We start from the raw sequence: 22,543 nt of genomic DNA, 5'->3' as shown, positions 1-22,543 counted from the left end.
CGCGCAAACCTGTTAACCCGCTCATCGAACTCCCCATACGAGAGCACCACATCCCCACACACCACCGCACGCGAACCCGAACACACCCCCACCACAGAATCAAAACCATCCAACAACAACCCACCCACAGTCCCGCGAGACGTGTCATTGAAACCCTCGACGATGTGGTGCATTTCGTTGGCGGACAACAGTTCCACGTCACCCACAGCAGTTCCCGGATCCGTCACGATCGCCCGGAGAATGAAGGTCAACCGCTCTGCGAGTGCAACAACCGTAGGGGCGTCGAAAAGATCTGTGGCGTACAACCACGAGAGCACAATGCCGGTACCGACGCCGGCCTCGTCTTCAACTGGCGAGGCAGTCAGCTGAAGGTCGAACTTGGCGATATCGATACCCGCATCGAACTCCGAAACCCGCAGACCCGGCAATTCCAGAGCCTCACCCGCCATATTCTGGAAGAACAACGCAACCTGGAACAACGGATGATGCGCCTGCGAACGAGCCGGATCGAGAACCTCCACCAAACGCTCGAAAGGCAAATCCGCGTTGGCAAAAGCATCCAAATCCGTTTCCCGAACCTGATCCAGAAGCTCAGCGAACGACATACTCGGCGCCACCGAAGTGCGCAACACCAAAGTATTGACGAACATCCCGATCAGGTCGTCGAGCGCAGGCTCACCCCGACCGGAAATCGGCGAACCGACCACCACGTCGTCAGTCGACGCCACCCGCGCAAGCAACACCGCAAGCGCCGCATGCACAACCATGAACAGCGAAACACCACGATCCAACGCCAACTGTTCCAGAGCCCGATGCAACTCACCATCGATATCGAAACGATGCACCGCCCCACGCGTCGACGCAACAACCGGACGCGGCCGATCGAGCGGTAAGTCGATCTTCTCCGGCAACCCCGCGAGATTCTCACTCCAATAACGCAATTGCTCCGACATCAGCGACGCAGGATCGGAATCGACACCCAAAACCTCATGCTGCCACAACGCAAAGTCCGAATACTGCACCGCCAACGGCGCCCACGCCGGAGCAGCGCCCTGCGCTCGCGCAAGATAAGCCAACGCAACATCACGCACCAGAGGCCCCACCGACACACCATCGGCAGAAATGTGATGAACCACCATCACAAGAACGAAATCGCTTGGACTGGTACGGAAAAGACGAACCCGAAGTGGAACAGCCACGGAAACATCAAATCCCACGGTCACGAGTGGCAGCAAAGCTGCAAACAACTCCGACTCGTCGAGATCCTGAGGACCCAGATCGATATCAGCGGTGGACACCTCGAGAATGTCCTGATAACCCAGACCGCCGAACTCCGGATACACAGTCCGGAGCACCTCGTGCCGAGCGACAACGTCCGTAACTGCCTGCGCAAGAGCACTCACGTCCAGTTCACCGGACAGTCGCAACACGATCGGAATATTGTTCACCGCAGATTCCGCGTCGAAGCGGCTCAGAAACCACATACGCTGCTGCGCCAAGGACAGCGGCACCCGATCGGGCCGCGGCATCGGAGCCAGCGCCACATGCCCGATCGATCCCGTCTCGGCTTCGATACGGGCCGCCAATTCCTCGACAGTAGATGCCTCGAACAGAGTCTTTACTTGAACCCGGGTATCAAACGCTGCGCCCAGACGACCGGCCAGCTTGGCCGCGATCAAGGAGTTGCCGCCCAACTCGAAGAAGTCGTCCGAGGCGCCCACCTGCTCGAGTCCGAGGAGATCGGCAATCGCGTCGGCCACCTGCTTCTGGGCAGGTGTGGACGGCGCCTCGTACGCCCGTGATTCGAACGTCGGCGCCGGTAGTGCGTCTATGTCGAGCTTGCCAACCGGGGTCAGCGGGATGTCCTCGATCATCACGATTGCTGCCGGAACCATATGCCGAGGCAGTGCGCCGCGCGCGTGAACCGTCAACGCATGAGCGTCGAGCGCGTTCCCGAACTTTACGTACGACACCAGCGCCGGTTCACCCGTCGGCCCACTTCGAGGGAGTGTCGCCACAAATTCGACGCCGGGCACCGCAGCCAGAACTGCGTCGATCTCTCCGAGTTCGATGCGGAATCCACGAATCTTGACCTGTGAGTCTCCGCGGCCGAGGTATTCGAGGCTGCGCTGGTCGTCGTCGGCCTTGATCCAGCGAACGGTATCGCCGGTGCGGTACAGACGTTCACCCGTGTCCGCGAACGGGTTTGCGACAAAACTTGCTACGGTCGTCGCCGGCAGCTGGTTGTATCCGCGCGCGAGATGTGTTCCGGAAACATATAATTCGCCGGCAGTGCCGGTCGCAACGGGCTGCAGGCGGGAGTCGAGAACGTAGAGTCCGACACCGCGTACCGGACCGCCGATCGTGACCGGACTATCCGCCGTCAGTTCGGCAATCGAGGCGACGACAGTAGTTTCGGTCGGGCCGTACGCATTGAAGAATCTGCGTCCTGGCGCCCACTGCGTCACCAATGCCGGTGAACATGCCTCGCCGCCGACAACAACAACGTCGAGCGTGTCGAAACCGCCGTCAGCGGAAAGCGATCCCAATGCCGCTGGTGTCATGAAGGCATGGGTGATTTTTTCTCGGGTGAGCAGCTCGGCGAGTTCGTCGCCGCCGTACACGTCGGGGCGTGCGATCACCATCGTTGAACCGCTGCCGAATGCGAGGAGCAGTTCCAGAACCGAGGCATCGAAGCTGGGTGACGCAAAGTGCAGGGTTCGCGATGCAGCGTTGAGACCGTAACGTTCGACCTGCTCGGCGCACAGGTCCGCTATGCCGCCATGCGTGACGACGACCCCCTTGGGTCGGCCGGTCGAACCCGAGGTGTAGATCACGTAGGCGGGATGCTCGGCACGGAGAGTCCCGACGCGTTCGGTGTACGACACCGGGTCGGCAGGAAGCTCGGCAGCCTTCGCCAGAACCTCTGCGCTGTCGAGTTCCCACCACTGCAGGCTCGCCGGCAGTCCGTCCGAGACGGTGGCTACCGTCAAGCCGATCGAGGCGCCGGAATCGGAGAGCATGTGCAGTGCGCGATCAGCCGGGTAGTTGGGGTCCACCGGGACAAATGCGGCACCGGTCTTCGCAACCGCCCACAGAGCGCACACCGACTCGACAGAGCGCGGGATGGAGATCGCTACCCGATCCTCCGGTCCCACCCCGTGAGCAATGAGGAGACGTGCCAGCTGCGACGACGCGGCATCCAGCTCGGCGTAGGTGACGGAACGACCGTCGAAGCGGATGGCGTCGGCGCTCGGGTCTATGTCGACGGCAGCTGCCAGTAGCTGCGGCAGCAGAGGCACGCGGACGCGACGGGTGCGAGTGGGGCGGGGTTTGCGGCTACCGCGTGTCTTTGCGGGGGTCAGATCGTCTGCGCTCATGCGATCACGTCCGGTGATCGATCTGCGTGTACGTCGGCCCCTTGCGGCATCAGACAACTCACCTTCGCGTAATACTAGTTTTCACGGCCATCCAGCCCGTTCCGGCTCCCCACAATGCATCGGCAACCGAGTGCCATTGTTACAGCCGCGGACCTGCCGACAGCCTGTACCGCGAGTGGATATGAGTTCCACCACTCGCGGTACGTGCGGTCACCAGGCCTGTGGGCTCTGGTCTTGCAGGACGTGTTCGAGATCCGGCAGTTCGCCGCGATCGATACTCGCAACGTCCTGCACCGGCAGAACCGCGTGTGTCACCCAGTCGTCGGCCAGCAGGTCGTCGAGCGATTCGGCATCGTCGGCTGCCACCACCCACGCAGCACCCGCCGACGCGGCGAGCAGAATTGCCGGAACCCGTCCGCTCGCGTCGAATGCACCGGAGTGCAGCACACGTGACTCCACGTCGATCGTGTACTTCTCGCACCAGGTAGCCAAGGTTGCGGTGAGTTCTCCGTACGTCTGCTCCCAGGCGCCATCTCCGAACACGTGGAATGCGACGTCGTCGGCAGTGAGTGGACGAACGCGGTCGGCGTAGCTGATTGCCCGCGTGGGCTGTGAGGCTGCGGCGACGAGTGTTTCCGGCGTGATCGCGACGGAGTCCGAAATCTTTGCGGTCTCCCCGACTGCTACGGCTGCGCCGGTCTTGACAATTGCCCAGCACGCCACCACTTCGTCTGCCCCCGATAGACCGGAAAGGCTCACGAGACTTCCTGGGCCGACACCATCCTCGATGAGCAGCCGCGCAACCTGCGAGGACCGTGAATCGACTCCGGCGTAGTCGATTTCCTCGTCGCCGAAGACAATTGCGGGAGCTTCGGGGTCGGCCTCGACCACCGACGCCAGCAGTTGCGGCAGGAGCGCCGCACTCGACCCGCTCGGCGTGCTGGAGTGAACGCTCACTCCGAGTGCCTCGTCTTTCTCTGCTGCGGTGAGTAATTCGATGTCGCCGACCGGCGTCGACGGGTTGTCGGTGACCTGTTCGAGTACTCGTACAAAACGCTCCACGAACGATTCGACGGTTCCCTGGTCGAACAGATCGGTCGAGTAGATCCAGACGCCGGAGAGTCCGTATCCGTCCGCGGCGCTGCTGAGTGTCAGTTGCAGGTCGAACTTGGTGGTCACTACGGGTGACTCGACACCGCTGATCGTCAGGTCCGGAAGCGAGAACTCGGCTCCGCCAGCGGGTTCCAGCGACAAGATGATCTGGAAGAGTCCGTCGGCCGATGCACCCAACGCTTCGGATACCTCTTCGAAGGGGATGTCGGCTTTCCCGAAGGCTTCCAGATCGACGTCGCGTACAGCAACAACCAGATCGTCGAAACTCGCTGCGGTGTCGACTTGAGTCCGCAAGGCAAGCGTGTTCACGAACATTCCGACCAGATCGTCGAGAGCGCGCTCCCCTCGCCCACCCACGGCGGTGCCGATCGCAAAGTCATTGGTTGCCCCGACTCGGGAAACCAGTACGGCCAGTGCGGCGTGCAATGCTATGAAGGTAGTTGCATTCCGTTCGCGGGCGATCTCTACCAACCGCGCGTGGATCTCCTCACTGACGGTGAACTCGACGGCACCCGCTGCTGGTGACACAGCACTCGGGCGTGGGCGATCCGTCGGGAGTCCGGCCATCGAGGGAAGAGCAGCAAGCTTGCCCCGCCAGTACTCGAGTTGAGCGGCAGCGACGCTACCGATCTCGTCGGCCGTGCCCACGACGTCACGCTGCCACAGCGCGAAGTCCGCGTACTGCACGGTCAACGGACTCCACCCCGGAATACTGCCCCTGGTCCGGGCGTCGTACGCGATCATCATGTCGCGCGCCAACGGTGCCATCGACTCACCGTCGGCGGCAATGTGATGCGCAACAAGGGCAAAGACGTAATCGCTGGTCCCGCGTTGCAGAAGTTCCATTCGCACAGGCACTTCGGTGGAGACGTCGAATCCAGTCGACATCACAGCGGCGACGCGTGCGTACAACTCGGATTCGTCACCGACGGCGACGACGGCGCACTGCGGCGCCTCGTCGACATCGAGAATCCGTTGCGTGGGTCCATTGTCGTCGGCCGGATAGAACGTCCGGAGCGATTCGTGCCGGTCAGTGACGTCGCGCAGCGCGGCCCGCAATGCATCGATGTCGAGGTCGCCGGTCAACCGCAGCGCCATCGGAATATTGTATGTTCCTGCGGCCGTGTCCATCTGGTTGACAAGCCACATTCGCTGCTGTGCGAGAGACAATGGCAGCCGATCCGGTCGTTCGGCGGCTTCGAGCGACTTGCGTCGACCGGAACCTACGGACGCCGCAAGGGCCAGGGCCAGTGCCTCGACTGTCGTGGCGTCGAACAGCATCCGAACCGGAACGGTGGTATCGAGCGCCTGGCCGAGACGGGCCGCGAGCCGCGTTGCGATAAGTGAGTTTCCACCGAGCGCAAAGAAATCGTCGTCGAGTCCGACTCGGTCCACACCGAGGAGGTCTGCAAAAACAACTGCAACAGCCTTCTCCGCAACGGTGAGCGGTTCGCGGTACTGCGTCGTGTCGAACACCGGGTCGGGCAGTTGTCGACGATCGATCTTGCCGTTCGCATTGAGCGGCACCGAGTCGAGGACGATGAACGCCGACGGAACCATGTACTCCGGCAGTCGCTGCGCCACAGCATCCCGCAGGATTTCCGGAACGATCACGGCGTCAGGTACACCGACGACGTAGGCGACCAACCGATCCCCCACCGTCGCATCGGAGTGGACCGTGACCACGGCGGTCCCGACGGATTCCACTGCGTTCAACGCCGCTTCGATCTCGCCCAGTTCGATGCGCAAACCACGGATCTTGACCTGGAAGTCCGTGCGCCCGATGTACTCGAGTTCACCGGCGGTGTTGCGACGCACGAGGTCGCCGGTTCGATACATGCGCTCGCCGGCGACGTCGAAGGGGTTGGCAACAAACCGTTCTGCAGTCAGGTCGTACCGGTTGCCGTAACCACGGCCGACACCGACACCGCCGACGTACAGTTCGCCGACCACTCCGGACGGAACAAGACCCAAGCGTGAATCCAGCACGTAGAGATCGATGTTCGGTACCGGCGAGCCGATCGGAACGCCGAGTACGTCCGCTGCCGTCGCCTGCTGGAACGACACCACATCCGACGCTTCGGTCGGACCGTAGCTGTTCACGATTCGAACTCCGCGAGAGAGCAAGTCTCCAAGACGGCTGATCTGTATCGACTCTCCGCCGAGGAACACCACCTCGAGGCTTGCCAGCACATCGTCGGCGTCGGAATCGATGAGAGCGTCGAAAGCACTGGGCGACATGTTTGCCGTCGTGACCCGCTCATCGGCGATGACGCGAAGAATCTCGCTCGGGTCGAAGCCCGCAGGCGCCGGGTGCACACTTCCACCACTCGTCAGTGGTCCCCACACGTTCTTCTGTGTGAGATCGAAACTCGGTGACGACGCCACTGCCACCCCGGCGCGTGCCGGAAGCGACGAGCGATACCACGCAACGGTATTCGCTATACCAGCCATCGGAACGACGGTCGGCTTCGGTCGCCCGGTCGAACCGGAAGTGGAAATGACGTAGCCGACTCGGGCATCCGCGCCGTCCTCACGCCAGTGATCGACCCAGGCCGGTACATCAACAGCGAGCACAGGCTCGTCACCGATCAGCACCACAGGAAGATCGAGGGCAGGCTTCACTGTCGCCACCACGCAGCGTGCCGCGGTGTCGGCAAGCAGGGTGCTCACCCGCTCTTCCGGAAGAGCAGGATCGATCGGAAGATAGCCGGCACCGGCTTTCCACACGGCTACCATCGCCACTACCCACTGCCACGACCTCGGCAGGATCAATCCGACAACGTCGTCAGGACGGACGCCGGCGTCGACGAGTTGCGCGGCAACAACGGAGGACAGCGCATCGAGGTCCCCGTAGGACAATTCGACGTCACCGGCCACCACTGCGCACGCCGACGGATCGGTGTCGACGTACTGCGCGAACAGTGTCATCGGCGACGCGTCGAGTCGGTTCTCGTCACGGCCCCGTGACCACTCGAGAATCTCTGCCTGCTCGGATGTTTCGATGATATCGATAGCACCGACCACCTGCGCCGAGTCGGCGACCGCAGCGTGCAGGACGCGCAGGAAGCGGTTCGCGAGGGACGCAATTGTCGACTCGTCGAACAGGTCGCTCGCGTACGTGAACTGGGCGGTCAGTCCGCCGTTGCCTGACGATTCGGACTCGATCAACGTCAGTTGCAGATCGACCTTCGCCATCAGGTCCGGCAACGCGAAGTCGGCTACGTCCAGATTCTCCAACTGCAGAACCGACCGTTGCAGGTTCTGGAACGCCAGACCGACCTGGAACAACGGTTGCCTGGCCTGAGAGCGCTGCGGGTTGAGAATCTCGACGAGCCGTTCGAAGGGGACGTCCGCGTGCGAGAACGCACCGAGATCGGCTTCGCGGACCTGGGCGACCAGGTCCGCGAACGATAATTCGGGGTCGACCTCGGCGCGTAGCACCAGGGTGTTGACGAACATACCGATCAGATCGTCAAGAGCACGTTCGCCGCGACCGGCGGCGGGTGTACCGATCACGATGTCCGATGTCCCGGACAACCGCGCGAGCACAACCGCGAAGGCGCTGTGCACCACCATGAAGAGCGACGCGTTGACCTCACGGGCAACTCGATCGAGACCGGCGCGAACATCGGCGTCGATCGAAAAGCTGTATCCCGCGCCGCTGTGCGACTCGATGCGTGGACGGGGACGATCCGTCGGCAGATCAAGCTGGTCCGGAATGCCGGCCAAGTGTTCCTGCCAGTACCTGACCTGTTCGGAGATAACCGATTCCGGATCGTCCTCGCTTCCGAGGATCTGTCGCTGCCACAACGCAAAGTCGGCGTACTGCACCGGCAATGGTTCCCACTGCGGCGACTGGCCTTGCGAGCGTGCAACATAGGCGGAGACGAAGTCGCGGATCAGTGGGCCCATCGAGAAGCCGTCGCCGCTGATGTGATGGATCACAAAAACGAGGACGTATTCAGACTCGCCCAGATCGAACAGTTGCGCCCGAACCGACCCCTCGTGGGTGACGTCGAATCCGGGAAGAATCACGCCTGCCACCCGATCGATGACCACGGATTCGTGAATGCGTACCGGCGAAAGATCCGGAATCATCCGCTCGACATCCATCAACTGCTGATATCCGACCCCGTCGACCTCGGGATATACCGTCCGCAAAATCTCGTGCCGTTCGAACACGTCACCCAACGCCGCCTGCATCGCCGCGATGTCCAACTCTCCGGTCAGCCTGATGGCCACCGGAATGTTGTCCACACCCGAGGACGCGTCGAACCGGTTGAGGAACCACATGCGTTGCTGCGCAATCGAAAGCGGAACAAGTTCCGGCCGTTCCTGCTCCACCAGCGGCGGGCGGGCACCCTTACCGGACAGCGAGTCTATAAGTGATGCAAAGGATTCCACTGTTGACGCGTCGAACAGCAGTCGGACGGGGACCGTCGTGTCGAGTGCCTCGCCGAGTCGTGCGACGACCTGCGTCGCGATGAGCGAGTTGCCGCCGAGTGAGAAGAAATCGTCGTCGAGGCCAACCTGCTCGATATCGAGCAGATCGGAGAAAATCCGCGCGATCGCATGCTCTGCTGCGCTTCGCGGCGCACGAAAGGCAGCGATCTGGGCTACTGGATCGGGCAACTGCTTCCGATCCAACTTGCCGGAAGCACCCAGCGGGAACGCCTCGAGCACCACGTGCGCCGTCGGGACCATGTAGCCGGGCAGTCGCGCTGCCAGTGCCGCCTCGACCGATGCCCAGTCCACTACCCCGCCGGCGTGTCCCACTACGTAGGCAACCAATTGTTCGTTGCGCACTGTCACCGCGGCCGACGCAACGGACGGCTGGTCGCGCAGTGCTGTCTCGATTTCGCCCAGTTCGATGCGCAATCCGCGTAGCTTGACTTGGAAGTCGGTCCGCCCGATATATTCAACCTCACCACAACTGTTCCACCGCACCAAGTCTCCCGTGCGATACAGCCGACTGCCGGGAGTTCCGTACGGATCAGCGACAAAACGATCTGCGGTGAGGTCCGGCCGCCCGACGTAGCCGCGCGCCAACTGAATTCCCGCTAGGTACAGCTCACCCGCGACACCTACCGGTACCGGGCGCAGGCGCGAATCCAATACCAGGACACGAGTGTTCCAGACCGGCGATCCGATCGGGACGATCTCGGAATCCGCCTGCGTGACCTCGTGGAACGTGACGTCGACTGCCGCTTCGGTGGGCCCGTACAGGTTGTGCAGTCGAGCCTGCGGGAGGAGTGCGCACAATTCCTGTGCAACCTGCGGTGGCAGTGCTTCACCCGAGGCGAAGACCCGACGCAGTGCATCAGCGCCGCGAACGGCAGGTTCTGCGACAAACAATTCGAGCATCGAGGGCACGAAGTGCACCGTGGTAACGCCGTGTTCCGCGATGGCGGCCGCGAGGTATGCCGGTTCCCGGTGTCCGTCGACGGCAGCAACGACCAACCGAGCACCAACCTGCAACGGCCAGAAGAACTCCCACACCGACACGTCGAACGTGAACGGCGTCTTCTGCAACACCACATCATCGCCGGTCAGCCCGTACTCGGACTGCATCCACACCAGACGATTCACGATCGCCCGATGCGACACCGCAACACCCTTCGGCTTACCGGTCGAACCGGAAGTGAAGATCACGTACGCGATGTTGTCCGACCGGAGCGGTGTCAGCCGAACGGCATCGGAGATCGCAGCGTCCGAGTGAGCGGACACGTCGATCGTGTCCACGTGAACGACCGGACAGGCTGACGTTTCGAATCGATCCCGCGCGGTGGTGAGGACACAGATCGGAGCAGCGGTGGCAAGCACGTACTCGTTACGTTCGGTCGGCTGATCCGGATCGATCGGAACGTACGCGCCGCCCGCCTTGGTTATCGCGTACATCGCGACAAGCAGGTCGAGTGATCGCCGCATCGACAATCCCACCCTGGTGTCGGGCCCAACGCCGATCGAGATCAAATGGCGTGCAAGACGATTGATGCGAGCGTCGAATTCCGCGTACGTCAAGCTCACACCGTCGAAAGTGATCGCCGATGCTTGGGGTGTCACCGACACCTGGGCGTCGAAAAGATCTACCAGTGTGGAGTCGGGAACACTGTGCTCGGTCGAGTTCCATTCGACGAGCACTCGCGCACGCTCGTCGGCACTCGCCACGTCGATGTCGCCGATTACGGCAGAAGAATCATCAGCCAGGGCTCCCAGAATCGTGACGTAACGCTGCGCAAACAGTTCTACGGTAGCCGCGTCGAAAAGGTCTGTTGCATAGTTGAACTGCGCAAGAAGACCGCCCTGCGGCGATTCGCTCACCGTCAACTGAAGATCGAATTTTGCGACGGGTGATTCGATGTCCACGGCGGACACGACTACACCGTTCATCGCTGCCGACTCCGGAGTGGTACCGCCGAGGTTCTGCATCGTCAGCATGACCTGGAACAACGGGTTTCGGGCTTGGGACCGTTCCGGATTGATGATCTCGACAAGGCTCTCGAACGGGACGTCAGCGTGATCGAACGCGCCGAGATCCGTTTCACGGGCACGATGGATCAGGTCGGCGACCGTTGACGCCGGATCGACGTCGGTTCGCAACACCAAGGTGTTGACGAACATCCCGATAACGTTGTCGAGCACTTGCTCACCGCGGCCGGCAACCGGAGTCCCGATCACGATGTCGGTGGTACTCGACAACTTCGCAAGTAGAAGCGCAAGCGCAGAATGCACAACCATGAACAACGACGCGTTCGAAGCTTGCGCTACCGCATTCAAACGCGCGAGCAGATCCGCATCGATGGAGAAGTCATGGTAGGCACCCTGATTGGACGCAATGCGGGGACGAGGTCGATCTATCGGTAAATCGAGCTGATCCGGAACGCCGGCCAATTGTGTTCGCCAGTAGTCGAACTGCCCGGAAATCACCGAGTCCGGATCGCTCTCGCTACCCAGGACTTCGCGCTGCCACAAGGCAAAATCGGCGAACTGCACCGGAAGCGGTTCCCACTGCGGCGCGGCGCCGGCCGATCGCGCACCGTACGCCGCGACGACGTCCCGAATCAACGGAAGCATCGAGAATCCGTCACCACTGATGTGATGGACGACAAAGACGAGCACGAACTCGGAATCAGTGATCCTCAGGAGCGAAACACGAATGGGCACTTCGGTGGTCACGTCGAATCCGGGGGCCACTACACGGGCGACCTGTGCCACGACGTCATCGGCGTCCACGTCGATCGGTGCTACGTCGATCAGACGAGTGGGTTCGAGCACCTGCTGGTACCCGACTCCGTCGATCTCGGGGTAAATGGTTCGCAAGCTCTCGTGGCGACGCACCAGATCGTCGAGAGCGTCCTGCAATGCCGTGATATCGAGTGCGCCGCTCAATCGCAGTGCGGCTGGGATGTTGTCGACATTCGATCCCGGCTCGAAACGGTTGAGGAACCACATGCGCTGCTGCGCCAACGACAGCGGAATCTGCGCGGGACGTTCCTGGGCGACAAGCGGAGGCCGCGACGACGTAGTCGTTCCCGAATCGATTCGGGCGGCAAGGCCCCCGACGGTCGGCGCGTCGAACAGCGTCCGCACACCGATGGTGGTGCCGAGTTTCTGGCCCAGCCGCGCAACAACCTGAGTTGCCATGAGGGAGTTACCCCCGAGAGCAAAGAAGCTATCGCCGAGCCCGACGTTCTCCACACCCAGGAGGTCCGAGAAGACCTGAGCCACAGCGATTTCGACACCCGTGACCGGTGCCTGGAACTCGGCACTACGAGCCACCGGATCCGGCAGCTGCGCGCGATCCAGCTTCCCGGAGAAGCCCAACGGGAACGCGTCGAGCACCACATGGGTGGCCGGAACCATGTAGCCGGGCAACCGCTGGGACAGTGTCGCGGCGATAATGTCCCAATCGATGACGGCCCCCGGTGCGGGCGTCAGGTACGCAACCAGTTGGTCGTTGCGAACCAGCACTACCGCCCCGGATACCGCCGGGTGATCGCGTAGAGCCGATTCGATTTCACTGAGTTCGATGCGCAATCCACGCAGTTTGACCTGGAAATCCGTTCGACCGACATACTCGATCTCCCCGAAACTGTCGACATCCCCCCTCGCTCCGCTCGACCGTTTCCACCGCACCAGATCACCGGTGCGATACAGCCTCTGACCGTGGCCGGAGAAGGGATCCGCGACAAATCGATCCGCACTCAGATCGGGCCGCGCCAGATAGCCGCGCGCAAGCTGAACACCGGCGAGGTACAACTCGCCCGCAACTCCGACGGGCACCGGACGCAACCGCGCGTCCAAGACCAAGGCCCGGGTGTTCCACACCGGCGCACCGATCGGCACACTTGCGACGTCGGATTCGGTGACCTCGTGGTACGTCACGTCAACTGCGGCCTCGGTCGGACCATAGAGATTGTGCAGGACAGCAGTGGGAAGAACCTTCCGCAGCGTCGACGCCACCTGCGGTGTCAACGCCTCACCCGACGCGAAGACCTGCGTCAGCGAAGTACACGCCGCCACCGAGGGCTCGCCGACAAACACGTCGAGCATCGACGGAACAAAGTGGGCCGTGGTGACGCCGTACGCCGAAATGGCGGAGGCGAGGTACGCGGGGTCGCGGTGTCCGTCCGGCTCGGCAACAGCCAACCGAGCACCAACCTGCAACGGCCAGAAGAACTCCCACACCGATACGTCGAACGTGAACGGCGTCTTCTGCAACACCACGTCGCTCTCGGTCAGCCCGTACTCGGACTGCATCCACACCAGACGATTCACGATCGCCCGATGCGAAACCGCAACACCCTTCGGCTTACCGGTCGAACCGGAAGTGAAGATCACGTACGCGATGTTGTCCGACCGGAGCGGTGTCAGCCGATCGGCGTCGGCCAGCGCAGAGCCTGAGAACTGGGCGGTGTCCAGCGAATCCAAGGAGACAACCGTGGTTCCCGCGATGAAACCGTCACGATCGGTGGTCAGCACGCAGACCGGTCGGGCTGTCTCCAGAACGTACTCGTTGCGCTCGGCGGGCTGATCGGGATCGATCGGCAGATAAGCTCCGCCGGCTTCGACCACCGCGTACATCGCGACCACCAGGTCGATGGACCGCCTCATTGCCAGGCCCACCAACGTGTCAGGTCCGACGCCCATCGTCACCAGCAGACGGGCGAGTCGATGCACTCGGGCCGAGAAGTCGCGATAGGTCAGTTGCTCGTCCCCGTAGACGAGTGCTGTGGCGTCCGGGGTCCGTTGCGCTTGCTCGACGAATATGTCGACCAGCGTGTTTTCCGGGACCTCGTGGTCGGTCGCATTCCACGTACCGATCACCAATTCGCGCTCGGAGACGGTCAGCAGATCGATGTCACCGACCACGACGGCCGGATCTTCCGCGACGACGGACAGGAGAGCGGCCAACCGCGAGGCAACAGAATCGATGGTCGACGAGTCGAAAAGATCTGTGGCGTAATCGATCATGATCGACAATCCGCCAAGCTCGGGGTCTTCCCAGACGGTGAACTGGAGGTCGAACTTGGCAACCGCGGATTCCAGCTCGACACCGGTGACCGTCAATCCGCCGATATCGGTGGCGCCGTGCGCACTCTGGCCGAGATTCTGAAACGCCAGCATGACCTGGAAGAGTGGGTTGTGCGCCTGCGAACGGGCGGGATCGAGAACCTCGACAAGGCGCTCGAACGGAACGTCCGTATGACCGAAAGCATCAAGATCCGTAGCGCGCGCGGCTTTCAGCACGTCCACGAACGAACTCGCGGAGTCGATCTCGGTGCGCAGAACCAGCGTGTTGACGAACATTCCGATCACGTCGTCGAGTGCACGATCACCACGCCCCGCGACCGGGGTACCTATCGCGATGTCGGAGGTGGCGGACAAGCGGGCAAGAAGGACGGCAATGGCACTGTGCAGCACCATGAACACCGAAGCCTTGTGCTGCTGAGCCAGCGATTCGAGCTTGACGAGCAGATCCTGCTCGATCGAGAACTGGTGCGACGCACCACGGTTGGTCGCCACGGCCGGGCGCGGGCGGTCTGTCGGAAGTTCGAGCAGTTCCGGCATCCCGGCCAACTGATGCGTCCAGTAATCGATTTGGCGTGAAATCAACGATTCCGGGTCGCTCTCGTCACCGAGAACGGAGCGCTGCCACAACGTGAAGTCCGCGTACTGGACCCCCAAGGGAGCGATATCGGACGCAACGCCCTGTGATCGAGCTGCGTAGGCAGTGACAACGTCGCGGACCAGTGGCCCCATCGAGAAACCGTCACCGCCGATGTGGTGAACCACAAAGACAAGGACGTACTCCGAGTCTGCGACCTGGAACAGGCGCACCCGCAAGGGAACTTGCGTCGTGACGTCGAAGCCCTCGGTGACAACTGCAGTGACGAGATTGATCAGGTCGGATTCCGTGACTACAACCGGAGTCACGTCCAGCGGGACATCGGACGCGGCAAGAACCTGCTGGTATCCGACACCGTCGATTTCGGGGTAGACGGTGCGCAGGCTCTCATGGCGCTCGACCAGATCCGTGATCGCGCCGCGCAATGCCTCGACGTCGAGGGCGCCGCTCAAGCGGAGGGCCACCGGAATGTGATCGACGGCCGACGCGGAATCGAACCGGTTGAGGAACCACATGCGCTGCTGCGCCAACGACAGCGGAATCTGTGCGGGGCGTTCCTGGGCAACCAGCGGAGCTCTCGTGCCACTACCGGCAGAATCGCCTACGAGAGAAGCTAATTCGGATACCGTCGGAGCATCGAAGAAAGCTCGCATGTCGAGTTCCACACCGAGTTCGGCGTTCGCGCGCGCCACCACTCGCGTCGCGAGCAGTGAATTTCCCCCGAGGTCGAAGAATCCGTCGTCGACACCGAGGTCGTCTCGGCCGAGCAGATCGGCAAAGATCGCAACCAACGTTTTCTCGACCGGCGTACTCGGTGCCCGGTATTCGACAACCTGCGCTGTGAACTCGGGCGCCGGCAGCGCCTTGCGGTCCAGCTTGCCACTGGCGTTGAGCGGAAACGCATCAAGTTCGACAAACAGCGACGGCACCATGTAATCCGGCAGCCGTCCACCCAATTCACGTGCAAGAGCGTCGGTGTCGAGCACAACTCCTGATGCGGGAACTACATAGGCCACCAGGTTGTCACCCAGCGCCGCGTCGGAGTGGACAAGCACAGCCGCCTGCGCGAGGGCAGTGTTGTCGAGAAGTGCGGATTCGATCTCGCCGAGTTCGATGCGCAGGCCGCGCAGTTTCACCTGGAAGTCGGTGCGGCCGATGTATTCGAGAAGTCGCTGAGCGCCAAGTCCGCGCCAGCGAACGAGGTCGCCGGTACGGTACATACGGGCACCGGCTTCGGTGGGATGTGCAACAAACCGATCGGCCGAGAGATCAGGGCGGGCGACGTAGCCGCGCGCCAATTGGACACCGGCCAGGTACAACTCACCGGGCACGCCGGGAGGAACCGCTCGCAAGGCGTCGTCGAGCACGAGCAATTCGGTACCGGCTACCGCGCGCCCGATCGGAACGGACACCTCGTCCTGCTCGCCCGTTGCGTAGTAAGTAACGTCGACGGCAGCTTCGGTTGGACCGTAAAGATTGTGCAGCGCAGCCGAACTGACGTCGCGCAGTCGAGCCGCCGTCTGCGCTGGTAGCGCTTCACCGGACGCAAAAACGTAACGGAGAGTGGTGATCTCGGAAACCGAGGGCTCGACGACAAAGACGGCCAACATCGACGGCACGAAGTGGACGACCGTGACGCCGTATTCGATCATGGTGCGGGCGACATAGGCAGGATCACGATGCCCGTCCGGCTCCGCGATGACAAGTGATGCACCGATCTGCAACGGCCAGAAGAACTCCCACACCGACACGTCGAACGTGAAGGGCGTTTTCTGAAAGATGACATCCGCAGCGGTGAAGGCGTATTCGGCCTGCCGCCACTCGAGGTTGGCGACGATGGCGCCGTGGGCAACCCCGACACCCTTGGGTCGCCCGGTGGAGCCGGATGTGAAGATGACATACGCGAGGTTCTCAGCGCGCAAGGGCGATCGCCGGTCGGCATCGGAGAGTGGCTCGGTCGAGTGCACCGACACGTCCACCGTGTCCATCTCGAGGACGGAAACACCGTCCGGAAGTGTCAGCGCGTCAGTGGACACCGTCAGTACCAGAACCGGCGCCGCAACATCGAGAACGTAGGCGACTCGTTCGGCCGGATGATCGGGATCGAGCGGCACGTACGCGCCGCCCGCCTTGACGATCGCGTACATCGCCACCAGCAGTTCCACAGACCGCCGGATACCGAGACCGACCAGGGTGTCCGGCCCGACTCCGCGTCGGACCAGTTCGCGGGCTAGCTGATTGACGCGGCCGTCGAATTCGGCATACGTCAGCGCGGCGTCACCGAATCGGAGTGCAATCGCGTCGGGTGTTCGCGACACCTGCTCTTCGAACAGGCTCACCAGGGTTGCTGGGGCAACGGTCGGCACGTCGACGGCAACCACAGACGTGGCATCGGCGATCAGGGCGTCCACGACGCTGCCGAGTCCACCCTCCTGAGAAGCGATCAACTCGGGTAACACGGTGGAGATCACAACGGGGACGAGTGCGTCTGCCCCCAACGCGCCGCCCATCGCGGCGTCGAGGGTGGTGAGCTCGCTATTGAGACGTTCGTAGCTGATGTCCGTATCGCCGTGAGCAAGTGCGCTTCGGCCCGGTTCCACCTCGGCAACCGCTGCGATCAGTCTCGGGAGATCCTCGATCGTCAGCGACTGTGCTCCAGGTATTCCGACGGACATCTAGGCTTCCTCCAACTGACTGCGCACGAGCCGACAACAGCACGAACTGACAACACACGAGAAGCACCGGTAAGGCACAGTGTGTGCCGTCCCGATGCCTCCCACTGGGCAAATACTGCATATTACCCGTCGATACGGTCACCCTTTTCCGATGTTGCCTGCGCGTCCGCGATCAAAGAGCTCACCAACGAGGCAATTCCGTCAGCCCCGAGGGCCGGAAGAATTCCCGGAACCAGGCCGGTCAGAGACACCGAGACCAAGGCATCGGCACCCAATGCGGCACCCATCGTCGCTCTCATCAGCGCCAACTTCTCGGCCAGCTGTGTGAAGGTCACCACGGTGTCCGCGTGTGTGAAGGCCACGGCCGTCGGATCTGCCGCGGCGGCTGCTGCAGCCAGGTCCGGAAGGTCTGCAGCGGTCTTCGGCTCGGCCGCCTCGATCAGCTCGCGTTCGAAGTCCGTCACGATGTCGATCGTGCGCAGAACCACGGTCGGATCAGCGGCGACAGCGTCGACGACAGCCCGCAACCTGGCTGCGAACAGTTCCATCGTCGAGGCGTCGTACAGATCGGTTGCGTAGGTGAAGCGCATCCGGATATCGGACAGTGCTCCGCGCTCGTCGAACTCCTCGATACCGGTGAGCTGCAGGTCGAACATTGCCGAATCGAATCCGTCGTCGACGGCTGACAGTTCGAGTCCGGGCAGTGCAAACGTGCCGAGCGCCATGTTCTGGAACGTGAGCATCACCTGGAACAGCGGCGAGTATGCCTGTGAACGCTCGCGCCCGACCTGCTCGACCAGACGCTCGAAGGGGACATCCGCGTTTCCGAATGCTGCGAGGTCTTTCTCCTTCACCTGCTGCAGGAGGTCGACAAACGTGGTTGCCGGTTTCACCTGCGTGCGCAGCACCAGCGTGTTGACGAACATACCGACCAGGTCGTCGAGGACTCGCTCACCACGGCCCGCCACCGGTGTACCGATCGCGATGTCGTTCGAACCACTGAGCTTGGACAGCAGCACCGAGAACGCGGCGTGCACGACCATGAACACGGTCGAGTTCTGCTCACGCGCGATCTCCGCGATTCGACGCGTGGAGTCGGCGCCGAGTGTGAACAGGAAGTCCGCACCCTTCATCGACTGCGTCGGCGGACGCGGACGGTCCGTCGGCAGTTCCAGAAGTTCGGGAACACCGGCGAGTTCCTGCGTCCAGTAGGCGAGCTGAGTCGACAGCTCACTGTCCGGATCATCCTCGGAGCCCAGAACGTCGCGTTGCCACAACGTGTAGTCCGCGTATTGGACTTCCAGCGGCGCCCATTCGGGTGCCGCTCCGCCGGTACGCGCCGTGTACGCGATCATCGTGTCCCGGATCATCGGTGCCATCGAGAATGCGTCGCCGCTGATGTGGTGGACGACCACGATCAGGACGTGCTCGGTGGGTGTGATCTGGAACAGGCGAACGCGCAGCGGAACGGCGGCAGTGACGTCGAAGCCCTGACCGACAACCTTTGCGACCTCCGCCGCGACCGTGTCCTCACCGACGTACAGCACGGACATGTCGACGACGGCTGCCGAGCGCGACTGGATCGACTGAACCGGGCCGTCACCGAGATCGGGGTAGAACGTCCGCAGGATCTCGTGTCGGGCGACGAGGTCGGACACAGCCGACTGCAATGCCGCCACGTCGAGATCGCCGGACATCCGGATCGCGACCGGGATGCTGTACGCCGCAGACCTCCGATCGATCTGGTTGAGAACCCACATCCGCTGCTGAGCGAGCGACAACGGAATCTGCGACGGTCGTTCCTGCGCCACCAACTGTGCCCGCGAGCCGGAACCGGCATGCTCGAGCACCCGTGATGCCAGCAGTCCGACGGTAGACGCTTCGAAGATGATCCGCACCGGGATCTGGGCGTCGAGTGCCTGCCCCAACCTGGCGACGACCTGGGTGGCGATCAGTGAGTTTCCGCCCAGATCGAAGAAGTCGTCGTCCAGCCCGACTCGGGGAACACCGAGGACCTCGGCAAACACCGACGCGACGATCTCCTCGACCGGGTTGCTCGGGGCACGAAACTCCGTTGCCTCGAATTCGGGTTCCGGCAGCACCTTTCGATCGATCTTGCCGTTGATGTTGAGTGGCAATTCGCTCAGCACCATCAACGCCGACGGCACCATGTAACTCGGCAACTCGCGGACGAGCTCCGCCTTCACACTGTCGACGTCGATGCTGACTCCGGCCTGCGGAACAAGGTAGCCGACCAGTCGATCACCCAGTCGTGGATCGGTTTTCGCGACCACAACTGCGGCATCCACCGACGGCACAGCCCTGATGACGGCTTCGATCTCACCGAGTTCGATGCGGTAGCCGCGGATCTTGACCTGGAAGTCGGCACGATCGACGTACTCGAGTTCACCGCCGTTGCGCCAGACGACAAGGTCGCCGGTGCGGTACAGACGGGTGCCCGGGTCACCGAAGATGTTGGCGACAAAGCGTTCCGACGTCAGGTCGGCGCGGCCGTGATAGCCACGAGCCAACTGGGTTCCGGCAAGGTACAGCTCGCCCGTTACTCCGACCGGGACCGGATGCAGTCGCTCGTCGAGCACGTAGACCTGCGTATTCCATTCCGGAGCACCGATCGACACCGACGAGGTGTCGTTCGCGTCCACGTCGTGCGCGGTCACCGACACCGCGGCCTCGGTCGGACCGTACAGATTGACCAGCGCTGCATCAGACACCTTGCGGAACTCTGCTGCGGTCGCCGCCGGCAAGGCCTCGCCGATGGCAAGGACCCGCTCGAGCGACTGCGGAAGAGCACCGTCCGCCGCGGCCGTCAGCATCGAGAGCATCGACGGCACCGCGTGTAGCGTCGTCACCTTCTCCTGGGCCATCAGCGCCAGCATGTACTCGGCGTCCTTGTGTCCGTCCGGGTCGGCGACGATCAGGCGTGAACCGGATGTCAACGCAGACCAGAACTCCCAGACCGAGAGGTCGAAGGTTGCTGCGGTCTTGAGCAGCATTGCGTCAGTCTGGTCGAGCCCGTACTGATCGCGCTTCCACAAAAGCTGGTTGACGATCGCGGCATGGGACAGCGCCACGCCCTTCGGCTTGCCGGTCGATCCCGATGTGAAGATCACGTACGCGGTATTCGCCGAACGAAGCGGTGCGATCCGCTCGTCGCCGCGCACCGGCGCTCCGGAGACGCCCGAGAGATCGAGAGTGTCGATGAGCAGGACGTTGTCGATACCGGCGAGCGACGGTGCGTCGTTCTCGGTGCTGAGCACGCACACCGGCGCGGCCATCTCGAGGACGTACCCGGTGCGATCGGCCGGATGATCCGGATCGATCGGAACGTAGCCGCCGCCGGCCTTGGCAACGGCGTACATGCCGATCACCAGATCGATGGAGCGTCGCATTCCCAATGCCACCAACGATTCCGGGCCGACACCGAGTCCGATCAGATGACGCGCAAGCCTGTTGACCTTGTCGTCGAACTCCGCATACGTCAGTGAATCGAGTCCGTGAACCAACGCAACGGAATCACTGTGCGCGGCAACCTGCTGATCGAACAGATCGACCAGTGTGGCCTCGGTATCGAGTACCTGCTCCGTCGCATTCCATTCCTGCAGAACCTGATTCGACTCACGCGGATCGAGCACGTCGATGTCGCCGACCACGATCGACGGATCGGCAACCACCGAAGCCAGAACAGTAGTGAACCGATGGGCGAAGGACTGGACCGTCGACTCGTCGAAAAGGTCGTGCGCGTAGCTGAATACAGCCGAGATACCGGAGGCAACACCACGCTCGTCGTAGTTGTCACCGACGATCAACTGCAGATCGAACTGAGCGACGCCGTTGTCGATCTCGAGACCCTTGACCGTGAGGCCAGGCAGTTCCAGGCTTGCCTGTTCCATGTTCTGGAAGAGGAAGCCCACCTGGTACAGCGGGTGCCGAGCAGTCGAACGCGCAGGGTTGAGAACTTCGACCAGCCGCTCGAACGGAACGTCGGCATGCGCAAACGCCTGTAGATCGTTCTCTCGCACGCGGGCAAGCAGTTCCGTGAAGCTGTCACTGCCGTCGACGTGTGTCCGGAATACCAGGGTATTGACGAACATGCCGATCAGATCGTCGAGCGCACGCTCACCACGACCGGCGATCGGAGTGCCCACGGCGATGTCGTCGGTACCGGACAATCGCGCCAACAGGACCGCGAATGCCGCGTGGGTGACCATGAACAGGGTGGTCCCGTGCTCACGGGCCAGCGCCGACAGGCCCTGATGCACTGCTGCGTCGATCTCGAACTGAAGGTAGCCACCACGGTACGACTGTGCGGCGGGACGCAGACGGTCGGTCGGCAGGTCCAGCTGATCCGGCAGCCCGGCCAAAGCTTGGCTCCAGTAGGCGATCTGCTCGGACGACACAGACTCCGGGTCGTCCTCGCTACCGAGCACCTCGCGCTGCCACAGACTGTAATCGGCGTACTGCACATCCAGTGGCGCCCAACCCGGCGCCGTACCCTGAGCCCTGGCCGCGTAGGCCATGACGAGGTCTCGGGCGAACGGGGTGGTCGAGGAACCGTCCGCGGCGATGTGGTGCACCACCACGGCGAGGACGTACTCGTTGTCGGCTACCTGGAACAACCGAATCCGCAGCGGGATTTCAGCCGTCACGTCGAACCTCGTCGACGCCAATTCGACCAGCTTGCCGACGATCTCGGCTTCCGTGACGCCTTCGACGTCGAGTTCCACCGGCGTCTGTCCCACCGGTTCGATGACCTGGACCGGTCCTGAATCGGTTTCGGGATACACGGTGCGCAGCGTTTCGTGACGGGCAACGACATCGCCGATCGCCGCACGCATTGCATCCAGATCGAGTGCGCCGCTCAGTCGTAGAGCAAACGGCATGTTGTAGGCGCCGGCCGAGCCGTCGAACCGGTTGAGGAACCACATACGTTGCTGCGCAAGAGAAAGCGGAATCTCTTCCGGTCGATCCTGAGCCGTCAGCGCAAGGCGACTTCCTTCACCGACGTGCGATTCGAGACGTGCGGCAAGTTCCTGGACGGTGGACGCTTCGAACAGCAGGCGAACAGGAACGGCCGTGTCGAGTTCTTCGGCGATGCGCATGACAACCCGAGTTGCGATGAGGGAGTTACCACCCAACTCGAAGAAATCATCATCCAACCCCACCCGATCAACACCCAACACACCCACAAACGCCGACGCCACCACCAACTCCACCGAAGACAC

At 62.5% G+C, this 22,543-nt stretch carries 2 protein-coding genes and 1 pseudogene; all 3 read right to left on the bottom strand.

Features of this window, described 5'->3' with window-relative positions:
- The coding region (locus tag ACFRFQ_RS30245) for an amino acid adenylation domain-containing protein (protein WP_378665270.1) at positions 1 to 3,380 on the bottom strand (3,380 nt) is incomplete at its 3' end.
- A 210-nt stretch (positions 3,381 to 3,590) separates the two neighbouring features.
- Positions 3,591 to 17,300 carry an amino acid adenylation domain-containing protein gene (locus ACFRFQ_RS30240; protein ID WP_378665269.1) on the bottom strand — a complete coding sequence of 4,570 codons (13,710 nt, stop codon included), beginning with the start codon at positions 17,298 to 17,300 and terminating at the stop codon, positions 3,591 to 3,593.
- A gap of 122 nt (positions 17,301 to 17,422) precedes the next feature.
- A pseudogene (locus tag ACFRFQ_RS30235) lies at positions 17,423 to 22,534 on the bottom strand (amino acid adenylation domain-containing protein); the annotation flags it as partial.
- Positions 22,535 to 22,543 lie beyond the last annotated feature (9 nt).

It is taken from the genome of Rhodococcus sp. NPDC056743 (genome assembly GCF_042790355.1).
Classification (GTDB): Bacteria; Actinomycetota; Actinomycetes; order Mycobacteriales; family Mycobacteriaceae; genus Rhodococcus_F.
Note: the sequence above shows the minus strand (reverse complement) of the source record. Positions and strands in the feature narration are given on the sequence as shown.

Coding starts and splice junctions, on each gene's coding strand:
- ACFRFQ_RS30240 (WP_378665269.1), bottom strand. CDS start 17,300: ATGTCCGTCGGAATACCTGGAGCACAGTCGCTGACGATCGAGGATCTC.